Source organism: Acidovorax sp. GW821-FHT11A03, from assembly GCF_058809075.1.
Genome location: NZ_JBXASG010000011.1, coordinates 81,692 through 98,040, shown reverse-complemented (window position 1 = coordinate 98,040; position 16,349 = coordinate 81,692). Strand labels below are relative to the sequence as shown.

The following is a 16,349-nucleotide window of genomic DNA, read 5'->3' as shown; positions in this document are numbered from 1 at the left end:
TCAAAATCCAAGTCCCCGAAGGGCGGGGGAATCTCGGTCGCAGGTTTACGATATTTGAACCATCACCCCATGCGCCGGGCTCGCATGCCCCCATCCAGCCCACCTACGCCACGAAGGAAACAACCCCATGGTGAAACGACGCACAGTGCTCCTCGGTGGCGCCGCGACAGCGGGCGCGCTGGTCATTGGCTGGGGCGTGATGCCGCCGCGCCAGCGCCTGCACCCGGCCGACCCGGTGCCCAGCGCCAGCGGGCAGGCGGCGCTGAACGGCTGGCTCAAGGTGGGCGCCGACAACACCGTGACGGTGATGATGGCCAAATCCGAAATGGGCCAGGGCGCGCACACGGGCCTGGCCGCCATCCTGGCGGAAGAGCTGGATGCCGACTGGGCACAGGTGCGGCTGGAGATGGCGCCCATCGATGACATCTACAACAACCTGGCCACCGTGGTGGACGGCCTGCCCTTCCACCCCGACAACGACGGCTCGATGAAGGCCGTGGCGGGCTGGCTCACGGCCAAGACCATGCGCGAGGTGGGCGTGATGATGACGGGCGGATCGAGCAGCATCAAGGACCTATGGCTGCCCATGCGCGAGGCCGGCGCCCACGCGCGCGCCCTGCTGATCCGCGCCGCCGCCGCGCAATGGAACGTGCAAGCGGCGGAGTGCACGGCCAACGCGGGCGTGGTGGAACATGTGGCCGGCCAGCGCGCCACGTTTGGCGAACTGGCCGCCCTGGCCGCGCAGCAGCCCATGCGGGGCAAGGTCACGCTGAAGGAACCCGCGCAGTTCAAGCTCATCGGCAAGCCGCTCACGCGCATCGAGGCGCCTTCCAAGCTGGATGGCTCGGCCGTGTACGGCATCGACGCCCACCCACCCGGCCTGCTGCATGCCAGCGTGGTGATGTGCCCCACGCGCGGCGGCAAGGTGGCGCGCTTTGATGCAGCCGCCGCCCGGAAGCTGCCGGGCGTGAAACACGTGCTGGCCGTGGCGCCCCTGCACGGCGGCACCGGCGCCGTGGCCGTGATCGCCGACACGCCCTGGCACGCCAGGAAGGCCGCCGCCGCTGTCACCGTGGAATGGGACCACGGCCCCGCCGCCACGCTGTCGAGCGACGCCGTGATGGCGCGCATGGCGCAGGCGCTGGACCAGGCCAAGGGCTTTGGCTACCACAGCACGGGCGACGTGGATGCGGCCCTGCAGGGCGCGGCCAGCACCATCACCGCGGACTACCGCGCGCCCTACCTGGCCCACGCGGCGCTGGAGCCCATCAACTGCACGGTGCAATTCAAGGACGGGGCCGCCACCGTGTGGACATCCACCCAGGTGCCGGGCCTGGCCCGCAGGGCAGCCGCCAAGGCGCTGGGCATCGACGAAGAGAAAGTGACCGTGCACCAGCTGCTGCTGGGGGGCGGCTTTGGGCGGCGGCTGGAGGTGGACTACGTGGGCCAGGCCGCCGCCATCGCCCAGGCCGCCGGGGGCGCGCCGGTGCAGACGCTGTGGACCCGCGAGCAGGACACGCAGCACGACTTCTACCGCCCCGCCTGCATGGCCCGCTTCAAGGCAGGGTTTGATGCGCAGGGACACCTGGTGGCGTGGCACAACATCTCCGTGGGCCAGGCCATCGTGCCGCAGGTGCTGGTGCGCACCTTTGGCCTGGCGGGCGCGGGCCCCGACAAGACCACGTCCGAAGGTGCCTTCGACCAGCCCTACGAATGGCCCCATGCGCGCATCGCGCATGAGGTGGTCGACGTGCCCCTGCCCGTGGGCTTCTGGCGCTCGGTGGGGCATTCGCACCAGGCGTTCTTCAAGGAGAGTTTTGTGGACGAGGCCGCCGCAGCGGCCAGGCAGGACCCGGTGGCCTTCCGCGCCGCGCTGCTGCAAAAACACCCGCGCCACTTGAAGGTGCTGCACAAGGCGGCCGAGCTGGCGGACTGGGGCAAGCCAATGGCACCGGGCGCGGCAGGTGAGAAACGTGCGCGCGGTGTGGCGCTGCACCAGTCGTTCGGCTCCATCGTGGCGCAGGTTGCGGAGGTGTCGGTGGGCGCCGACAAGGCCATCCGCGTGCACCGCGTGGTGTGCGTGATCGACTGCGGCGCGGCCATCAATCCCAACCTGATCGCGCAGCAGATGGAAAGCGCCGTGGTGTTCGGCCTCACGGCGGCGCTGCACGGCGAGGTCACGGTCAAGGACGGGCAGGTGCAGCAGGGCAACTTCCATGACTACCCGCTGCTGCGCATGGCCGACTGCCCGCGCGTGGAGACCCACATCATCGACAGCGCCGAGCCGCCCGAAGGCGTGGGCGAACCCGGCGTGCCGCCGATCGCGCCCGCTGTGGCGAATGCGCTGTTTGCCCTGACCGGGCAGCGCCTGCGCGCCCTGCCCCTGAAACTGGCCTGACCGGCTTGAAGGAACCCTCCATGCCCACCACCCTGCGCATCAACGGCAAAGCCATCTCCGTCCACGCCGAACCCGACACCCCCCTGCTGTGGGTGCTGCGCGGCGAGCTGCATCTGAACGGCACCAAGTTCGGCTGCGGCATGGCGCTGTGCGGCGCCTGCACCGTGCACCTGAACGGCGAGCCCGTGCGCGCCTGCATCACGCCCCTGTCGGCCGTGGGCGACGCCGACATCACCACCATCGAAGGCCTGCACGGCCCCGAGGCCACCGCCCTGCGCACCGCATGGACGGTGCTGGATGTGGCGCAGTGCGGCTACTGCCAGAGCGGGCAGCTCATGTCGGCCTGCGCGCTCCTGAAGAAGACGCCACGGCCCAGCGATGCGGACATCGACGCGGCGATGTCGGGCAACGCGTGCCGCTGCGGCACCTACCAGCGGATTCGCGCGGCGATCCACCAGGCGGCGGCCACGGAAAAGGCGTGACGCCCGCCCCGTGCCCCGGGGGATGGCGGCAAGCTCCGGGGGCCAGACGCCAGGCGGGCGCCAGGATGCCACCCCTCTGGAATGGCCTCCGCGCACGCCTGCCAAGCGCGGAATGCTATTGATTGCATAGCATCCAGCCCCTCCCCCACCACGGGAAACCAGACCCAGTTAGAGTATCGACCTCGCGCAGCCCCCCCGGCCTGCCCGGCCCCTTCTTCAGCCCTGCTCCACCCATGTCCAACCTCGTCGTCCACGGCGGCACCCCGCTCCGGGGCCGCATCACGCCTTCCGCCAACAAGAACGCGGTGCTCCCCGTGCTGTGCGCCACGCTGCTCACCAACGAGCCGCTCAAGCTCCTGGGCGTGCCCGACATCACCGATGTGCGCAAGATCCTGGAGATCTTCCGCACCCTGGGCAGCGATGTCCGCATGGACCACGCCACCGGCACGCTCGACCTGCACCACCACGCCACGGTGTTCGATGCCGCGCAGCACCGGCTGCCCGAGGAGATGCGCTCGTCCATCATGCTGGTGCCCCCGCTGCTCGCGCGCTTTGGCGTGGCGCGGCTGGAGGACAACGTCAAGGGCTGCACGCTGGGCGTGCGCGAGATCGACCCGCACGTGGAGGTGTTCCGCCGCTTCGGGGGCGCCGTCGAGCGGGCCGAGGGCTCGCTGCTGATCCGCAGCGCGGGCCGGCTGCAGGCCAACCACCATTGGCTGGACTACGCATCGGTGACCACCACCGAGAACTTCGTGCTGTGCGCCGCCACGGCCGAGGGCACCTCGGTGCTGACCAACGCGGCGTCGGAGCCGCACGTGCAGGAGTTCTGCCGCTTCATGGCCATGATCGGCGTGCGCATCGAGGGCATGGGCACCTCGCGCATCACCGTGCACGGCGGCACGGCCCTGCGCGGCGGGGAGTTCCGTTTCGACGAGGATTTCCACGAGATCACGACCTTCCTCGCCCTGGGCGCGATCACCGGCGGGGACGTGGTGGTGAAGAACAGCGCGCCCGGGAACTTTCCGCTCATCGACCGCACCTTCGCCAAGTTCGGCGTCACCGTCACTCACGAGGACGGCTGGTCGCGCGCGGCGTGCGACGGGCCGCTCAAGGTGCAGACGCCCTTCACGAGCAATGTGCTGACCAAGGTGGAGGCCGCGCCCTGGCCGTATTTTCCGGTGGACCTGCTGCCCATCTTCATTGCCCTGGGCGTGCGCGCCGAGGGCAACGCGCTGTTCTGGAACAAGGTGTACGACGGGGCCCTGGGTTGGGCGGGCGAGCTGTCGAAGTTCGGCGCGCACGTGTTCCAGTCCGACCCGCACCGCCTGGTCACCTTCGGAGGCAACCCCCTGAGCCCGGCCGTGGTCGAGAGCCCCTACATCATCCGCGTGGCGATCGCGCTGTTCATGGTGGCGGCGAGCACGCCCGGGCGCTCCGAGATCCGCAACGCCACGCCCATCCGCCGCGCCCACCCGCGTTTCGTGGAGAACCTGCGCAGCCTGGGCGTGCAGGTGGAGTGGACCAGCGAGGAGTGAGCGGCGGCCCGCGGGCCTCAGGCTGCGACCACGCCGCCCGGTGCCTCGCCCGGGTTGGGCAGCACATGCACCCGGGCGTGCGCGGGGTGCGCATCCGCGCAGTGCACGGTGTTGCGCCCCGACTCCTTGGCGCGGTACAGCGCCTTGTCGGCGCGGTTGACCAGCTCCTCGAAATCCAGCCCCGAGCCCTGGTGCAGCGTGGCCACGCCAATGCTCACGGTGACCGAGATGCTGGCGCCTTCGTCGTTCACGGGCACGCTCATCGCCGACACGTCGTGGCGCAGCGATTCGGCCATGCGCTGGGCGCTGGCCCCATCGGTCTCGGGCAGCACGATGACGAATTCCTCGCCCCCGAAACGCGCCACGATGTCCACGCCACTGCGCTTGCGTGACGCACAGGCCTGGGCCACGGCGCAGATCACGCGGTCGCCCGCCAGGTGCCCCCACACGTCGTTGACGGGCTTGAACAGGTCGATGTCCACCACCAGCAGCGACAGCGGGTGGCCAAACCGTTGGGTCCGCTGGCATTCGTTGGCGCCCAGTTCCATCAGCGTGCGGCGGTTGGACAGCCCCGTGAGCGCATCGTTGGCCGCCAGCAGCTCCAGCGCGGCATTGAGCTGCTGCAGCAGGCGGTTCTGCTCCACGAGCTGGCGGTTGATCTGGGCGATCTCGTCTTCCTTGCGCTTGCGGTCGTCGATGTTGAAGGTGACCCCGATGAGCCGCTTGCCCGGCGTGTCGCTGTGGCCGTCCATGATGCGGCCATAGTTCGCGTACCAGACCCAGTCGCCGCCCTTGGCGCGCAGGCGGAATTCGCAGCGGTACTGCGGCGTGACGCCGCAGAGGTGGTCGGCCACGGCCTGCCGGACACTGTCCACGTCCTCCGGATGGAACAGGCCGTAGATGTCCTGCACGCCCGAGACGATCTCCTCCTCGGTGAAGCCCAGTTCGAGGAAGGTCTTGGTCGCCTTGCGGGTGACATTGCCGGTCACCAGGTCGTTCTCCCACAGGTCCAGCCCGGCGGCCTCCAGCGCCAGCTCCAGCCGCTCCCGGTTCAGATCTGCTTCACCCATGGCGGCTTGCCTTCATCGCGCTGTCCGTGTCCTGGCCGGTTGCTGGCTGGTGGGCTGGTTGTCTGTCTGTCTGCGCATGGTCAGGCCGGGGGCATGGCGCCCGCGTAGCCGATGTTGCGCAGCAGCGACGCAAACGAGGCCACCACGCCCGGCGTGCCGTACAGCTGCGGCGCTGTCTGCACCGCGATCACGCTCACCATCCGGCCCGTGCTCTGGCCGGTGGCGGCATCGAAGTACAGCGCCAGATCGTCGCTGGCATTGGAGAACCCGCGCCCGGTGCTTTCGGAGTAGTAGCAGATCGAGTCCGGGGCAATGATGTCGGGCACCGCGCTCGACGACGAGTACATGATGAGGTTCTCGTTGAGGTTGTAGAGGTAGTGCGTCTGCGTGCTCTGGCGCGGATCCTGCGTGTTGTCCAGGCGGATGATGCCCGAATCCAGCGATGCGCTGGACGTGGACTGCGAGACCGAGGTGATGAAGAAGTTGGTCACCACGGCGGCGGCGGGCCGGCCCGTGATGAGGGCGATGGCATCGGCCACCGCGCCCGTGGCCTGCGGCGTGCCGCTGTCCCGCAGGAACTGCCCCAGCGCGCGCGCCTGCTCCAGCGTGCCCGCGATGTAGCTGCCCGACAGCGCAAAGCCGTTGCCCGCGTTGGACGGCCACATCGCGATGCCGGAATACCCGCCAAAGCCGCCCACCACGCCGCCGGCCAGCGTTTCCACCCGCGCGGCCGTGCTCGCGCCCAGCACGGCGGATTCGATGTCGGCGGGGCTTGCCGCATCGCTGGCCAGCGCCGCAGGGCACGGAGCCAGCGGCGGATTGCCGGTGAACGTGGTCTGCGGCAGCTCGGGCACCGCGCGCCCGGCACCGTCGCCGTTGACCACCCAGACCGCCCCCCCGCCCATGGCCGCGCCGATCAGCGGCACCAGCGAGTTGATGGGCCCGATCTCCACCGGGATGTAGGCCCCCGGCGACGCCCCGGTGGCGTCCGCCAGCACCTGCACCGTGTTGCGGATGGAGTTCTGGATGGCGGCCAGCGTCAGGCTGTCGGCCGCGTCGGGCGAGCCCATGATGGCCAGCACGCAGGCGTTGGTCGCCCCGTCATAGTCCTGCACCTGGACGGTGCCCGTGAAGCCCTGGCGGGCCAGCTCCTCCAGGATGGAGCACGCGTCGTGGTAACTGCCACCGCCGCCGCTGGCCAGCACCGCCGCGCCGTCCGCCACCGACTGGAACTCGTTCAGCCCGTAGGAATAAACACCCATCTCTCGCCCCTCTCATGGATGGCTGGCACGATACGCCAGCCCGGTCGGTTGTCAACCCGCGCCATCCCGCGCGGAACAAAGGCCAAAGCGTGGTAGGCAGCGGACCGCGCCGCGGCCCGTGGCGCGGAAAGCACTCTGGTTTCGCGCGGCGGCTTCGCCTATGCTCTGCCCAGCGCACCGCGCCAGAAATTCGACTGTCCGCCATCCACACACACCATGAGCCACCCTGAAAAAAACTCCGTCTACGGCACCGAAGACCTGCTGATCAGCCTGTGCAACTCCGTCACCCGCGTGCTGAATGTGGCCACCCACAGCCAGATCCACTACTCCGGCATGGTGCAGCGCATCAGCAAGACCTGCCTGAAGCCGGACATCGGCTGCTTCGTGCTGTTCGATGGCGGCTTCTCGGGCCTGGTGATCATCAACTTCTCGGCCACGGCGGCCATGGAGCTGTACGCCAACTACCTGCTGAACATGGGCATGTCCAAGGACGACCTGGTCACCTCCTACACCTCGGACGAGGTCAGCAACGTGATGGGCGAGCTCATGAACCAGGTGGTGGGCGACTTCACCGGCAAGGTGCGGCGCGAGCTGCAGACCCACATCACCCAGAACCAGCCCAAGATGCTGGTGCTGAACAAGCAGGTGATGCTGAGCGTGGACGCCAACCTGGACAAGCCCGAGGCGCGGCGCGTGACCTTCTACACCAGCAACAACAACATCTTCTACCTGGAACTGGCGATCGACCGCACCGAATTCATCAAGCTCTACGACTTCGAGGCGCAGGAGGCCCCGGACCCGGATGCGCTGATGGCCCAGTCGCAGGCCGCGCCCCCCGTGCCCGCGCCGCCCCCCGCCGGGCAGGACGACACGGACGCGCTGCTCAAGTCGCTGGGGATGTAGCGCGGCCCCCTGCGGCCGCCCCGTGGCCCGCAGGCCATTCGCTATCAAAAAAGTAGCTCCCCGCGCTTGCCGATCCAGCGCCACGGCCATTTTTCATACCGCCACCATGGGGCATGGCGGCCGCGGCCGTTGTCAGCGAGGAGGTCCGCTGTCCTACAGCTGCATGCCGGGCCTGCTGACGCACGCGGGCCGCGCGCCGGATAGATTGGGCTCAGATGCGGGGCCAGCCTGGCTGCCCCGCCCGCCAACCCATCGAAGGAGCCCGCCATGCCCCAAGCCCAGTGGAGCGCCAAGCGCGAACGCCAGTACGAACACATCAAGACCAGCCTGAAACAGCGCGGCAAGAGCACGGACACGGCCGAAGAGATTGCGGCGCGCACCGTGAACAAGGAACGCGCCCAGCACGGCGAAAGCAAGACCGCCAACCCCAAGACCTTGCGCGACACCCCGGCCCCGGTGCGCGGCGGCCAGCGGTCCCACCAGGGCGCGCAGGGCCGAACGCGCGACCAGCTGTACGAAGAGGCCCGGCGCAAGGGGATCGAGGGCCGCTCCAGGATGAACAAGCAGGAGCTGGAACGCGCGGTGGGCCGCTGAGCGGCACCCGGCCGGCCTTGCGCACCGCAGGCCCAGGCCTCACCAAAGCTATTAAATTGAAAGCTTTCCGCGCTTATTCCACAAGCGTCAGCAGCCCAAAATACCGAAGAATTAGCCCTCGAACTGCGGGTGCAGCTGCCGGATGCGGTTCATCGCCATGGCGGCCGCCGCCGTGCGCGTTTCCACCCCCAGCTTGGCGAACACGCGTTCGAGGTGCTTCTTCACCGTGGCGGGGCTGGCGCCCAGGATGTCGCCGATGTCGCGGTTGATCTTGCCCTTGACCACCCAGTACAGCACCTCCGCCTCGCGCGCGGTGAGCTTGAAGGACAGGCTCATGGATTCGATGATCTTGGCGTCCGACACCTCGCGCATGACGATCAGCCAGTCGCCCCCGCCTTCGCTGTCGCCCGCCTGCTGGTGCAGGCGGAAGGTCAGGCGGCGCGCGCCCTGCTCGATGGCCAGGCGCGGCGGCTCGGCCAGCGCATGGGCCAGCAGCTCCGCCGCGTTTTCGGCGAGCACATGGCGGCGCAGCCAGGCCTGCACGATCCCGGGCGCCCAGGGGCTGGCTTCGCCAAAGTAGCCCTGCAGCAGTTCGCGCGCCAGCGGGGTCTGCCACACGATGCGGCCGTCCACCGCGCGCACCGTGATGCTGGCATAGCCGAAGGCATCGAGCGCATTGCGCGCCTCGCGGGCCTGGCTCGCGTCCTGGCGCGCCCTGCGCGCCGCGCCCAGGTGCACGCCCATGCGGGCCATCACCTCGCGCGGCTTGATGGGCTTGGTCACGTAGTCCACGCCACCCGCCTCCAGCGCGGCCACCAGGTGCTCGGTCTCGGTGAGGCCCGTCATGAAGATGATGGGGATGTGCGCGGTGGCGGGCGACGCCTTCAGGCGCCGCGCCACCTCGAAGCCGTCCATGCCGGGCATCATGGCGTCGAGCAGCACGATGTCGGGCAATGCCTGCGCGGCGCGCTGCAACGCGGCCTCGCCGTGCGTGGCCACGAGCACCGTGTAGCCCGATTCATCGAGCGCGTCGTGCAGCACGGCCAGGTTGTCGGGCACGTCGTCCACGATCAGGACCACGTCGCTGTCGCCGCGATCTAGGGCCGCGGCATGCACCGGCAGGGAGGGTGGGGTCGCGGTGGTCGTCACGGTGGCGCCTGCTCCAGGATGTGGCCCATGGCATCAAACTGGAACTGCCTGGCCAGCTGCCGCATGGTGCCGACAAAAGCGCCGTGCGCGGGCTGGCCGCGTTCGATGTCGTCCAGGGTGTTGAGGATGCCCCGGTAGTAGCCCAGCGCGACCACCTGGGCCAAGGCCGCCAGGGCGGCGGCATCGGGGTACGTGAGGGGCGCTTCCGCTGCCGCGGGCAAGGCGGGGGCGGCATCGGCCTCGCCGTGCTGCCACTGCAGGCCCAGGCGGCGCTCCAGCCAGTCCAGCAGCTCGGTGTGGCGCACGGGCTTGACGATGAAGTCCTCGGGGCCGATGTCCACGTCGTTGTCCAGCGCCTTGTCGAACGCATTGGCCGACACAATGGCGCAGTGGACGTTCGCAAGGTGCATCTGCCGCACGCGTCGCAGGGTCTCCCACCCGTCGATGCCCGGCATGGCCAGGTCCATGAAGATCGCGTGCGGCCGGTAGCCCGTGGCCAGCAGGTCCAGCGCGTCGTGCCCGCTGGCGGCCTGGCGCAGCTCGAAGCCCAGGGGCTCGAGCAGTTGCACCAGCAGTTCGCGGTCGGGCTCTTCGTTGTCCACCACCAGGATGCGGCGGCGGTCCCCCGCGTAACCCCTGCGCGCGCGCTGGGTGCGTGTGGCCAATGCGGCGGGCGCTGGCGCGGTCTTGCCCAGCGCGTCCCCATGCACCTCGGGCAGGAACAGCTTGACGTGGAACACCGAGCCTACGCCGGGGGTGCTGCTCACCGTCAGCTCGCCGCCCATGAGCGCGGTGAGCATCTTGGCAATGGTCAGGCCCAGGCCCGCGCCCGGCGCGGCCACGGTGTTGCCACCGCCCGAGCCGCCCCGCGCAAAGGGCTCGAAGATGCGCTCGATCTCCTCGGCCGTGAGGCCCGGCCCCGTGTCCTGCACCTCGATGCGCGCCATCTCGCGCGCATAGCGCACGCGCAGCGTGACGGTGCCGTGCGCCGTGAACTTGACCGCGTTGCCCAGCAGGTTGATGAGGATCTGGCGCAGGCGCTTTTCGTCGGCACGAACCACCTCGGGAATGACGCCCAGCACATCGAACTGGAAGGCCAGGCCCTTGGCGGCGGCCTGCAGTTCGAACAGGCTGGCCATTTCGTGCAGGCCATCGGCAAAGCGCATGGGCGTGACATCCAGCGTGAGCTTGCCGGATTCGATGCGCGCGATGTCTAGCGTGCCCTCGATGAGCGAGAGCAGGTGTTCGCCCCCCCGCCGGATCACGTGCACCGCCTGCTTGCGGTGCGGGGGCACGCCCGCGTCCTCGCCCATGAGCTGCGCGTAGCCCAGGATGGAGTTGAGCGGCGTGCGGATCTCGTGGCTGATGGCGCTGATGTAGCGGCTCTTGGCCTGGTTGGCCTGGTCGGCCGCGCGCTGGGCCGCCTCGGCCACCTGGCGCGCCTGCTCGGCCACGCTGCGCGCGGTCTGCAGGGCCTCGTCGGTCTGGCGGTGCAGCTCGATCTCGCGCACCAAGAGGCCCGTCTGGCGGTTGGATTCCTCCTGCGCTACCTGGCGGCTCTTGTGCGCCAGCACCAGCCACCAGGCCACGATACCCGAGATGACGAGAAGCGCCAGGTAGGCCTTGAGCAGGCCGGAGCGCAACGCGACCTCCGGGGCGGCCAGGACTTCCGTGTCGGTCATCGCATTGGCGATGGTGTTGAGCTCCTGGTGGTACAGCAGCCCCATGACGGAGGCCAGCAGCGGTGCGATCACCAGCATCAGCAGCAGGAAGTGGCCCAGGCCCGTGTCCAGGTAGCGCCACATGGCGCGCGGCAGCACCCAGCGCAGGGCGGCAGACCATTGCACCGCCATGCTGGCGTCGGGCTTGCACAGGTCGCCGCAGCGCGCGTCCAGCGTGCAGCACAGCGAACAGATGGCGCCCCGGTAGGCGGGGCACTGGGCCATGTCGGGCGCTTCGTATTCGCGCTCGCAGATCACGCAGCGCTGCACGGTGTAGCGCACGTAGCTGCCCAGGGCCGCATCCATTCCGCCGCCGGCCTTGCGGCCCACCGGGCCGTGCAGGGGTACCGCCACCACGTCGGCCAGCGCAGCGGGCTCGGGCTGGCGCGCGATGTAGTAGCGCCCCCCGGTGACCCAGGCAATGAGCGGTGCCGTGACAAACGCGACAGCCATCGCGATCACGGCCGAGAACGCCTGCGGCAGTGGGCCGAACAACCCCAGGTGCGCGCTGATGGACAGGATGGACGCGAGCGCCATCGAACCCACGCCCACCGGGTTGATGTCGTACAGGTGCGCGCGCTTGAACTCGATGCCCCGGGGCGACAGCCCCAGCGGCTTGTTGATGACGAGATCGGCCACCACGGACATGATCCAGGCGATGGCGATGTTGGAGTACAGCCCCAGCACCTCGCCCATGGCGCGGAACACGTTCATCTCCATCAGCATGAAGGCGATCAGCGTGTTGAACACCACCCACACCACGCGCCCCGGGTGGCTGTGCGTGAGGCGCGAGAAGAAGTTGGACCACGCCAGCGAGCCCGCGTAGGCATTGGTCACGTTGATCTTGAGCTGCGAGATCACCACGAACAAGGCCGTGGCCGCCACCGCCCAGCCGTAGTGGGGGAACACATATTCGTACGCGGCCAGGTACATCTGGTTCGGGTCCACCGCCCGGTCGGCCGGCACCATGTGGGTGAGCGCCAGGTAGGCGAGCAGCGCGCCGCCCAGCATCTTGAGCACCCCCAGCACCACCCAGCCCGGTCCGCCCACCAGCACGCCCAGCCACCAGCGCCCGCGCGTGGCGGGCGTGCTGGCGGGCATGAAGCGCAGGTAGTCGGCCTGCTCCCCCATCTGGGTGATGAGCGCAATGCCCACCGTGAGCGCCGCACCAAACAAGGGCAACTGGAACGTGGCACCGCGCATCGATTCACCACCATAGTGCACAACCCCGGAAAACGCACCAGGATCGCGCACCAGCACATAAGCAAACGGCACCACCAGCATCACCAGCCACAGCGGCTGCGTCCACACCTGCAGGCGGCTGATGGCGGACACGCCGTGCGTGACCAGCGGAATCACCACAATGGCGCAGATCAGGTAGCCCCAGGTGGGCGGGATGTCGAGCGCCAGCTCCAGCGCATAGGCCATCACGGCGGCTTCGAGCGCGAAGAAGATGAAGGTGAAGCTGGCGTAGATCAGCGAGGTGAGCGTGGAGCCGATGTAGCCAAAGCCCGCGCCGCGCGTGAGCAGGTCCATGTCCACCCCATAGCGCGCCGCATACACGCTGATGGGCAGCCCCGCCAGGAAGATGATGAGCCCCGTGGCCACGATGGCCCAGAAGGCGTTGATGAAGCCGTACTGCACCAGCAGCGTCGCGCCCACGGCCTCCAGGATCAGGAACGACGCCGCACCGAAGGCCGTGTTGGCCACCCGCCATTCGGACCACTTGCGAAAGCGCTGGGGCGTGTAGCGCAGCGCGTAGTCCTCCATGGTCTCGGTGGCCACCCAGCTGTTGTAGTCGCGCCGGACCTTGACGACCTGCTGCGGGGCCTGCTGGGGCTCGTGTGCAGCCATGCCGGGCTCTGTCGGCTGCAGCGGGGTGGCCTCAGCAGGGGCGATGGAGGGGGTGTGGGAAGGCATGGGCAATGGCGGCGGTCACCCCTTCAGGTGCAGTTTCCATGCCACTGCACCTGGGGACGTGCGCCAGATGACGTATGGCGGGCACGGGGCTTGCTGCCTATGATGGAACAGCTCTCGCCAGATCACCCCCGTGCGCCATAGCACGCCCCTCGTGGTCACCCCGCATCGGCTGACGCGCGAGCCAACAACACCAGCATTGAGTACAACGACATGGAACTGACGCCTCGCGAAAAAGACAAGCTGCTGATCTTTACCGCCGCCCTGCTGGCCGAGCGCCGCAAGGCCCGGGGCCTCAAGCTCAACTACCCCGAGGCCATGGCCCTGATCAGCGCCGCCGTGATGGAAGGTGCCCGCGACGGCAAGACCGTGGCGCAGCTGATGAGCGAAGGCCGCACCGTGCTGACCCGCGCGGACGTGATGGACGGCATCGCCGAGATGATTCCGGACATCCAGGTCGAGGCCACCTTCCCCGATGGCACCAAGCTCGTCACCGTGCACCAGCCGATCGTCTGACCCCTTTTCTCCCTCTTTCTCTCTGTGGAGCCCCCATGCGCATCGCACTCTCACACCGCCACACAGCCGCTCTTCTCTTCATGGCTGCCAGTGCCATCAGTACCAGTGCCGTCGCCCATACCGGCGCGGAAACCCACATCCACAGCAGTTTTCTGAGCGGCTTTGCCCACCCATTCTTTGGCCTGGACCACCTGGCCGCCATGGTGGCCGTGGGCCTGTGGAGCGCCCTGGCCGCGCGCGGCGCCGGCCGCGAACTGCTGTGGGGCCCCGTGGGCTTTGCCGCCATGCTGCTGGCGGGCGCCGTGCTGGGCCTGCAGGGCGTGGCACTGCCCGCGGTGGAACCGATGATTGCAGCCTCGCTGCTGGCCACCGGCCTGCTCGTCGTGTCGCGCCTGCGCGTTCCCGGCCTGGTGGCCGCGCTGGGCGTGGGGGTGTTTGCCGTGTTCCATGGCGTGGCCCACGGCCACGAGCTGGCGGGCAGCGACAGCGCCTGGCAAACCCTGGCGGGCATGCTGGCCGCCACCGTGCTGCTGCATGGCGCGGGCCTGGCGGCGGGCTGGGCGCTGCGCCACCGCCACGTGTGGCTGGCGCGCGCTGCGGGTGCGGGCGTGGCAGTGTTCGGTGGTGCGCTGCTGGCGCAGATGGCCTGAGCCAATCCGCCCCACAGGAGCATCCCATGATCCCAGGCGAACTCTTCACCGAACCCGGCGAACACCCGCTCAACACGGGCCGCCGCACCCTCACGCTGGTGGTGCGCAACACCGGCGACCGCCCCATCCAGGTGGGCTCGCACTACCACTTTGCCGAGACCAACAACGCACTGGGCTTTGACCGCGCCGCCGCACGCGGCATGCGGCTGAACATCGCATCGGGCACGGCCGTGCGCTTCGAGCCCGGCCAGGAGCGCACCGTGGAACTGGTGGACTACGCGGGCCAGCGCCGGGTGTATGGCTTTCAGGGCCTGACGCACGGCGCCCTGTAGAAATACCAAGCCAAAACGGCCTCCAGCGCCTTTTTGAACAAGCGCTGGCAGCTATCAAAAATATAGTCATCAGTTCTCGCGGAGCACACCCCATGGCAACCATTGGACGACGCGCCTACGCCGAAATGTTCGGCCCCACCGTGGGCGACCGCGTGCGCCTGGCCGATACCGAACTCATCCTCGAAGTCGAGGCCGACCACACGCTGCGCGCCGGCAGCTATGGCGAAGAAGTGAAGTTCGGCGGCGGCAAGACCATCCGCGACGGCATGGCGCAAAGCCAGCGCAGCAATGCACAAGGCGCGGTGGACACGGTGCTGACCAACGCCCTGGTGGTGGATCACACCGGCATCTTCAAGGCCGATATCGGACTCAGGGCAGGCCGCATTGCCGCCATCGGCAAGGCGGGCAACCCCGACACCCAGCCGGGCGTGGACATCATCATCGGCCCCGGCACCGAGGTCATCAGCTGCGAGGGCAACATCGTCACCGCGGGCGGCATCGACAGCCACATCCACTTCATCTGCCCGCAGCAGATCGAGGAAGCCCTGGCCAGCGGCGTGACCACCATGCTGGGCGGCGGCACCGGCCCCGCCACGGGCACGCTGGCCACCACCTGCACCTCCGGCCCCTTCAACCTGGAGCGCATGCTGCAGGCGGCAGACGCCTTCCCCATGAACCTGGGCTTTCTGGGCAAGGGCAACGCCAGCCTGCCCGAGGCGCTGCATGAGCAGATCAACGCGGGCGCCATCGGCCTGAAGCTGCACGAGGACTGGGGCACCACACCGGCTGCCATCAGCAACTGCCTGGACGTGGCCGAAGCCACCGACACGCAGGTGGCCATCCACTCTGACACGCTCAACGAATCAGGCTTTGTGGAGGACACCATCGGGGCCGTGGGCGGGCGCGGCATCTGCGCCTTCCACACCGAAGGCGCTGGCGGCGGCCACGCCCCCGACATCCTGCGCGTGGTGGGCGAGGAGAACTTCCTGCCATCGTCCACCAACCCCACCATGCCCTACACCCAGAACACGCTGGACGAGCATGTGGACATGCTCATGGTGTGCCACCACCTCGATGCCAGCATTGCCGAGGACCTGGCCTTTGCCGAAAGCCGCATCCGCAAGGAGACCATCGCCGCCGAGGACATCCTGCACGACCTGGGCGCCATCAGCATGATGTCCAGCGACAGCCAGGCCATGGGCCGCGTGGGCGAAGTCATCCTGCGCACCTGGCAGACCGCGCACAAGATGAAGGTGCAGCGCGGCAGCCTGGCCGGCGACACCGCCCGGAGCGACAACACGCGCATCAAGCGCTACGTGGCCAAGTACACCATCAACCCGGCCATCGCCCACGGCATCAGCCACGAGGTGGGCTCGCTGGAGGTGGGCAAGTGGGCCGACATCGTGATCTGGAAACCCGCGTTCTTCGGGGTCAAGCCCGCGCTCATCCTCAAGGGCGGCCTGATCGCCATGGCCGCGATGGGCGACCCGAACGCGTCCATCCCCACGCCGCAGCCCGTGCACTACCGGCCCATGTTCGGCGCGTTCGGCGGGGCCATTGCCAAGACATCGCTCACCTTCGTGTCGCAGGCGGGCCTGAATGCGGGCATCGGCGAACGCTTCGGCCTGCGCAAGACGCTGTCCGCCGTGCACAACATCCGCGGCATCCGCAAGCGCGACATGGTGCACAACAGCTACACCCCGAAGATGGAAGTGGACGCACAAACCTACACCGTGCGCGCCGACGGCCAGCTGCTCACCTGCGAGCCCGCCACCGTGCTGCCCATGGCGCAGCGCTACTTCCTGTTCTGAGGTCGCGCT

At 68.8% G+C, this 16,349-nt stretch carries 13 protein-coding genes; 9 read left to right on the top strand and 4 right to left on the bottom strand.

The genetic code is table 11. From position 1 onward, the window contains the following. Positions 1-127 precede the first annotated feature (127 nt). The 3 genes from AC1RVY_RS24605 (at position 128) to AC1RVY_RS24595 (ending at position 4,415) form a co-directional block, all read left to right on the top strand. Complete coding sequence (locus tag AC1RVY_RS24605) at positions 128-2,398, top strand: xanthine dehydrogenase family protein molybdopterin-binding subunit (protein ID WP_492808698.1); 2,271 nt, start codon at positions 128-130, stop codon at positions 2,396-2,398. Between the two features lie 20 nt (positions 2,399-2,418). Further along, a complete protein-coding gene (locus AC1RVY_RS24600; protein ID WP_492254732.1) occupies positions 2,419-2,880 on the top strand; it encodes a (2Fe-2S)-binding protein in 462 nt (153 codons plus the stop codon). A 233-nt stretch (positions 2,881-3,113) separates the two neighbouring features. Next, positions 3,114-4,415 carry a UDP-N-acetylglucosamine 1-carboxyvinyltransferase gene (locus AC1RVY_RS24595; protein WP_218341491.1) on the top strand — a complete coding sequence of 434 codons (1,302 nt, stop codon included), beginning with the start codon at positions 3,114-3,116 and terminating at the stop codon, positions 4,413-4,415. A 17-nt stretch (positions 4,416-4,432) separates the two neighbouring features. Here the strand turns inward: AC1RVY_RS24595 and AC1RVY_RS24590 are convergent, their stop codons facing one another. Together AC1RVY_RS24590 and AC1RVY_RS24585 are read right to left on the bottom strand one after the other, a co-directional pair. Beyond that, complete coding sequence (locus tag AC1RVY_RS24590) at positions 4,433-5,485, bottom strand: GGDEF domain-containing protein (protein ID WP_218293577.1); 1,053 nt, start codon at positions 5,483-5,485, stop codon at positions 4,433-4,435. Positions 5,486-5,565: 80 nt separating this feature from the next. After that, the gene (locus tag AC1RVY_RS24585) at positions 5,566-6,747 is read right to left on the bottom strand and encodes an S-methyl thiohydantoin desulfurase domain-containing protein (RefSeq protein WP_492808695.1); all 1,182 of its coding nucleotides are present in this window, start codon (positions 6,745-6,747) and stop codon (positions 5,566-5,568) included. 216 nt (positions 6,748-6,963) lie between these two features. Here AC1RVY_RS24585 and AC1RVY_RS24580 point away from each other — a divergent pair, with 216 nt between their 5' ends. After that, the gene (locus AC1RVY_RS24580; RefSeq protein ID WP_218293575.1) at positions 6,964-7,650 is read left to right on the top strand and encodes a DUF3334 family protein; all 687 of its coding nucleotides are present in this window, start codon (positions 6,964-6,966) and stop codon (positions 7,648-7,650) included. Positions 7,651-7,917: 267 nt separating this feature from the next. Next, entirely contained in the window at positions 7,918-8,244 is a 327-nt protein-coding gene (locus AC1RVY_RS24575; RefSeq protein ID WP_218293574.1) for a plasmid stabilization protein, read from the top strand. A gap of 111 nt (positions 8,245-8,355) precedes the next feature. Here AC1RVY_RS24575 and AC1RVY_RS24570 read toward each other — a convergent pair whose 3' ends face one another. Next, on the bottom strand, positions 8,356-9,393 hold the full coding sequence (locus AC1RVY_RS24570; RefSeq protein WP_218341492.1) for a response regulator: 1,038 nt from the start codon (positions 9,391-9,393) through the stop codon (positions 8,356-8,358). Then, on the bottom strand, positions 9,390-13,034 hold the full coding sequence (locus AC1RVY_RS24565; protein ID WP_492808692.1) for a hybrid sensor histidine kinase/response regulator: 3,645 nt from the start codon (positions 13,032-13,034) through the stop codon (positions 9,390-9,392). Before AC1RVY_RS24565 ends, AC1RVY_RS24570 begins: the two co-directional genes overlap by 4 nt. A gap of 210 nt (positions 13,035-13,244) precedes the next feature. Here AC1RVY_RS24565 and AC1RVY_RS24560 point away from each other — a divergent pair, with 210 nt between their 5' ends. From AC1RVY_RS24560 to ureC, 4 genes are all read left to right on the top strand, one after another. Beyond that, positions 13,245-13,547, top strand: a complete 303-nt coding sequence (locus AC1RVY_RS24560; protein WP_055399013.1) for an urease subunit gamma — start codon at positions 13,245-13,247, stop codon at positions 13,545-13,547. A 35-nt stretch (positions 13,548-13,582) separates the two neighbouring features. Then, complete coding sequence (locus AC1RVY_RS24555; protein ID WP_218341494.1) at positions 13,583-14,197, top strand: HupE/UreJ family protein; 615 nt, start codon at positions 13,583-13,585, stop codon at positions 14,195-14,197. Positions 14,198-14,223: 26 nt separating this feature from the next. Beyond that, a complete protein-coding gene (locus AC1RVY_RS24550; protein ID WP_218341495.1) occupies positions 14,224-14,529 on the top strand; it encodes an urease subunit beta in 306 nt (101 codons plus the stop codon). Positions 14,530-14,621: 92 nt separating this feature from the next. Beyond that, the gene (gene ureC / locus AC1RVY_RS24545; protein ID WP_492808689.1) at positions 14,622-16,340 is read left to right on the top strand and encodes an urease subunit alpha; all 1,719 of its coding nucleotides are present in this window, start codon (positions 14,622-14,624) and stop codon (positions 16,338-16,340) included. Positions 16,341-16,349 lie beyond the last annotated feature (9 nt).

Excerpts from the sequence above, each read along its gene's own strand:
- AC1RVY_RS24605 (WP_492808698.1), top strand. The coding sequence starts at position 128 with ATGGTGAAACGACGCACAGTGCTCCTCGGTGGCGCCGCGACAGCGGGC.
- AC1RVY_RS24600 (WP_492254732.1), top strand. The coding sequence starts at position 2,419 with ATGCCCACCACCCTGCGCATCAACGGCAAAGCCATCTCCGTCCACGCC.
- AC1RVY_RS24595 (WP_218341491.1), top strand. The coding sequence starts at position 3,114 with ATGTCCAACCTCGTCGTCCACGGCGGCACCCCGCTCCGGGGCCGCATC.
- AC1RVY_RS24590 (WP_218293577.1), bottom strand. The coding sequence starts at position 5,485 with ATGGGTGAAGCAGATCTGAACCGGGAGCGGCTGGAGCTGGCGCTGGAG.
- AC1RVY_RS24585 (WP_492808695.1), bottom strand. The coding sequence starts at position 6,747 with ATGGGTGTTTATTCCTACGGGCTGAACGAGTTCCAGTCGGTGGCGGAC.
- AC1RVY_RS24580 (WP_218293575.1), top strand. The coding sequence starts at position 6,964 with ATGAGCCACCCTGAAAAAAACTCCGTCTACGGCACCGAAGACCTGCTG.
- AC1RVY_RS24575 (WP_218293574.1), top strand. The coding sequence starts at position 7,918 with ATGCCCCAAGCCCAGTGGAGCGCCAAGCGCGAACGCCAGTACGAACAC.
- AC1RVY_RS24565 (WP_492808692.1), bottom strand. The coding sequence starts at position 13,034 with ATGCCTTCCCACACCCCCTCCATCGCCCCTGCTGAGGCCACCCCGCTG.
- AC1RVY_RS24560 (WP_055399013.1), top strand. The coding sequence starts at position 13,245 with ATGGAACTGACGCCTCGCGAAAAAGACAAGCTGCTGATCTTTACCGCC.
- AC1RVY_RS24555 (WP_218341494.1), top strand. The coding sequence starts at position 13,583 with ATGCGCATCGCACTCTCACACCGCCACACAGCCGCTCTTCTCTTCATG.
- AC1RVY_RS24550 (WP_218341495.1), top strand. The coding sequence starts at position 14,224 with ATGATCCCAGGCGAACTCTTCACCGAACCCGGCGAACACCCGCTCAAC.
- ureC (WP_492808689.1), top strand. The coding sequence starts at position 14,622 with ATGGCAACCATTGGACGACGCGCCTACGCCGAAATGTTCGGCCCCACC.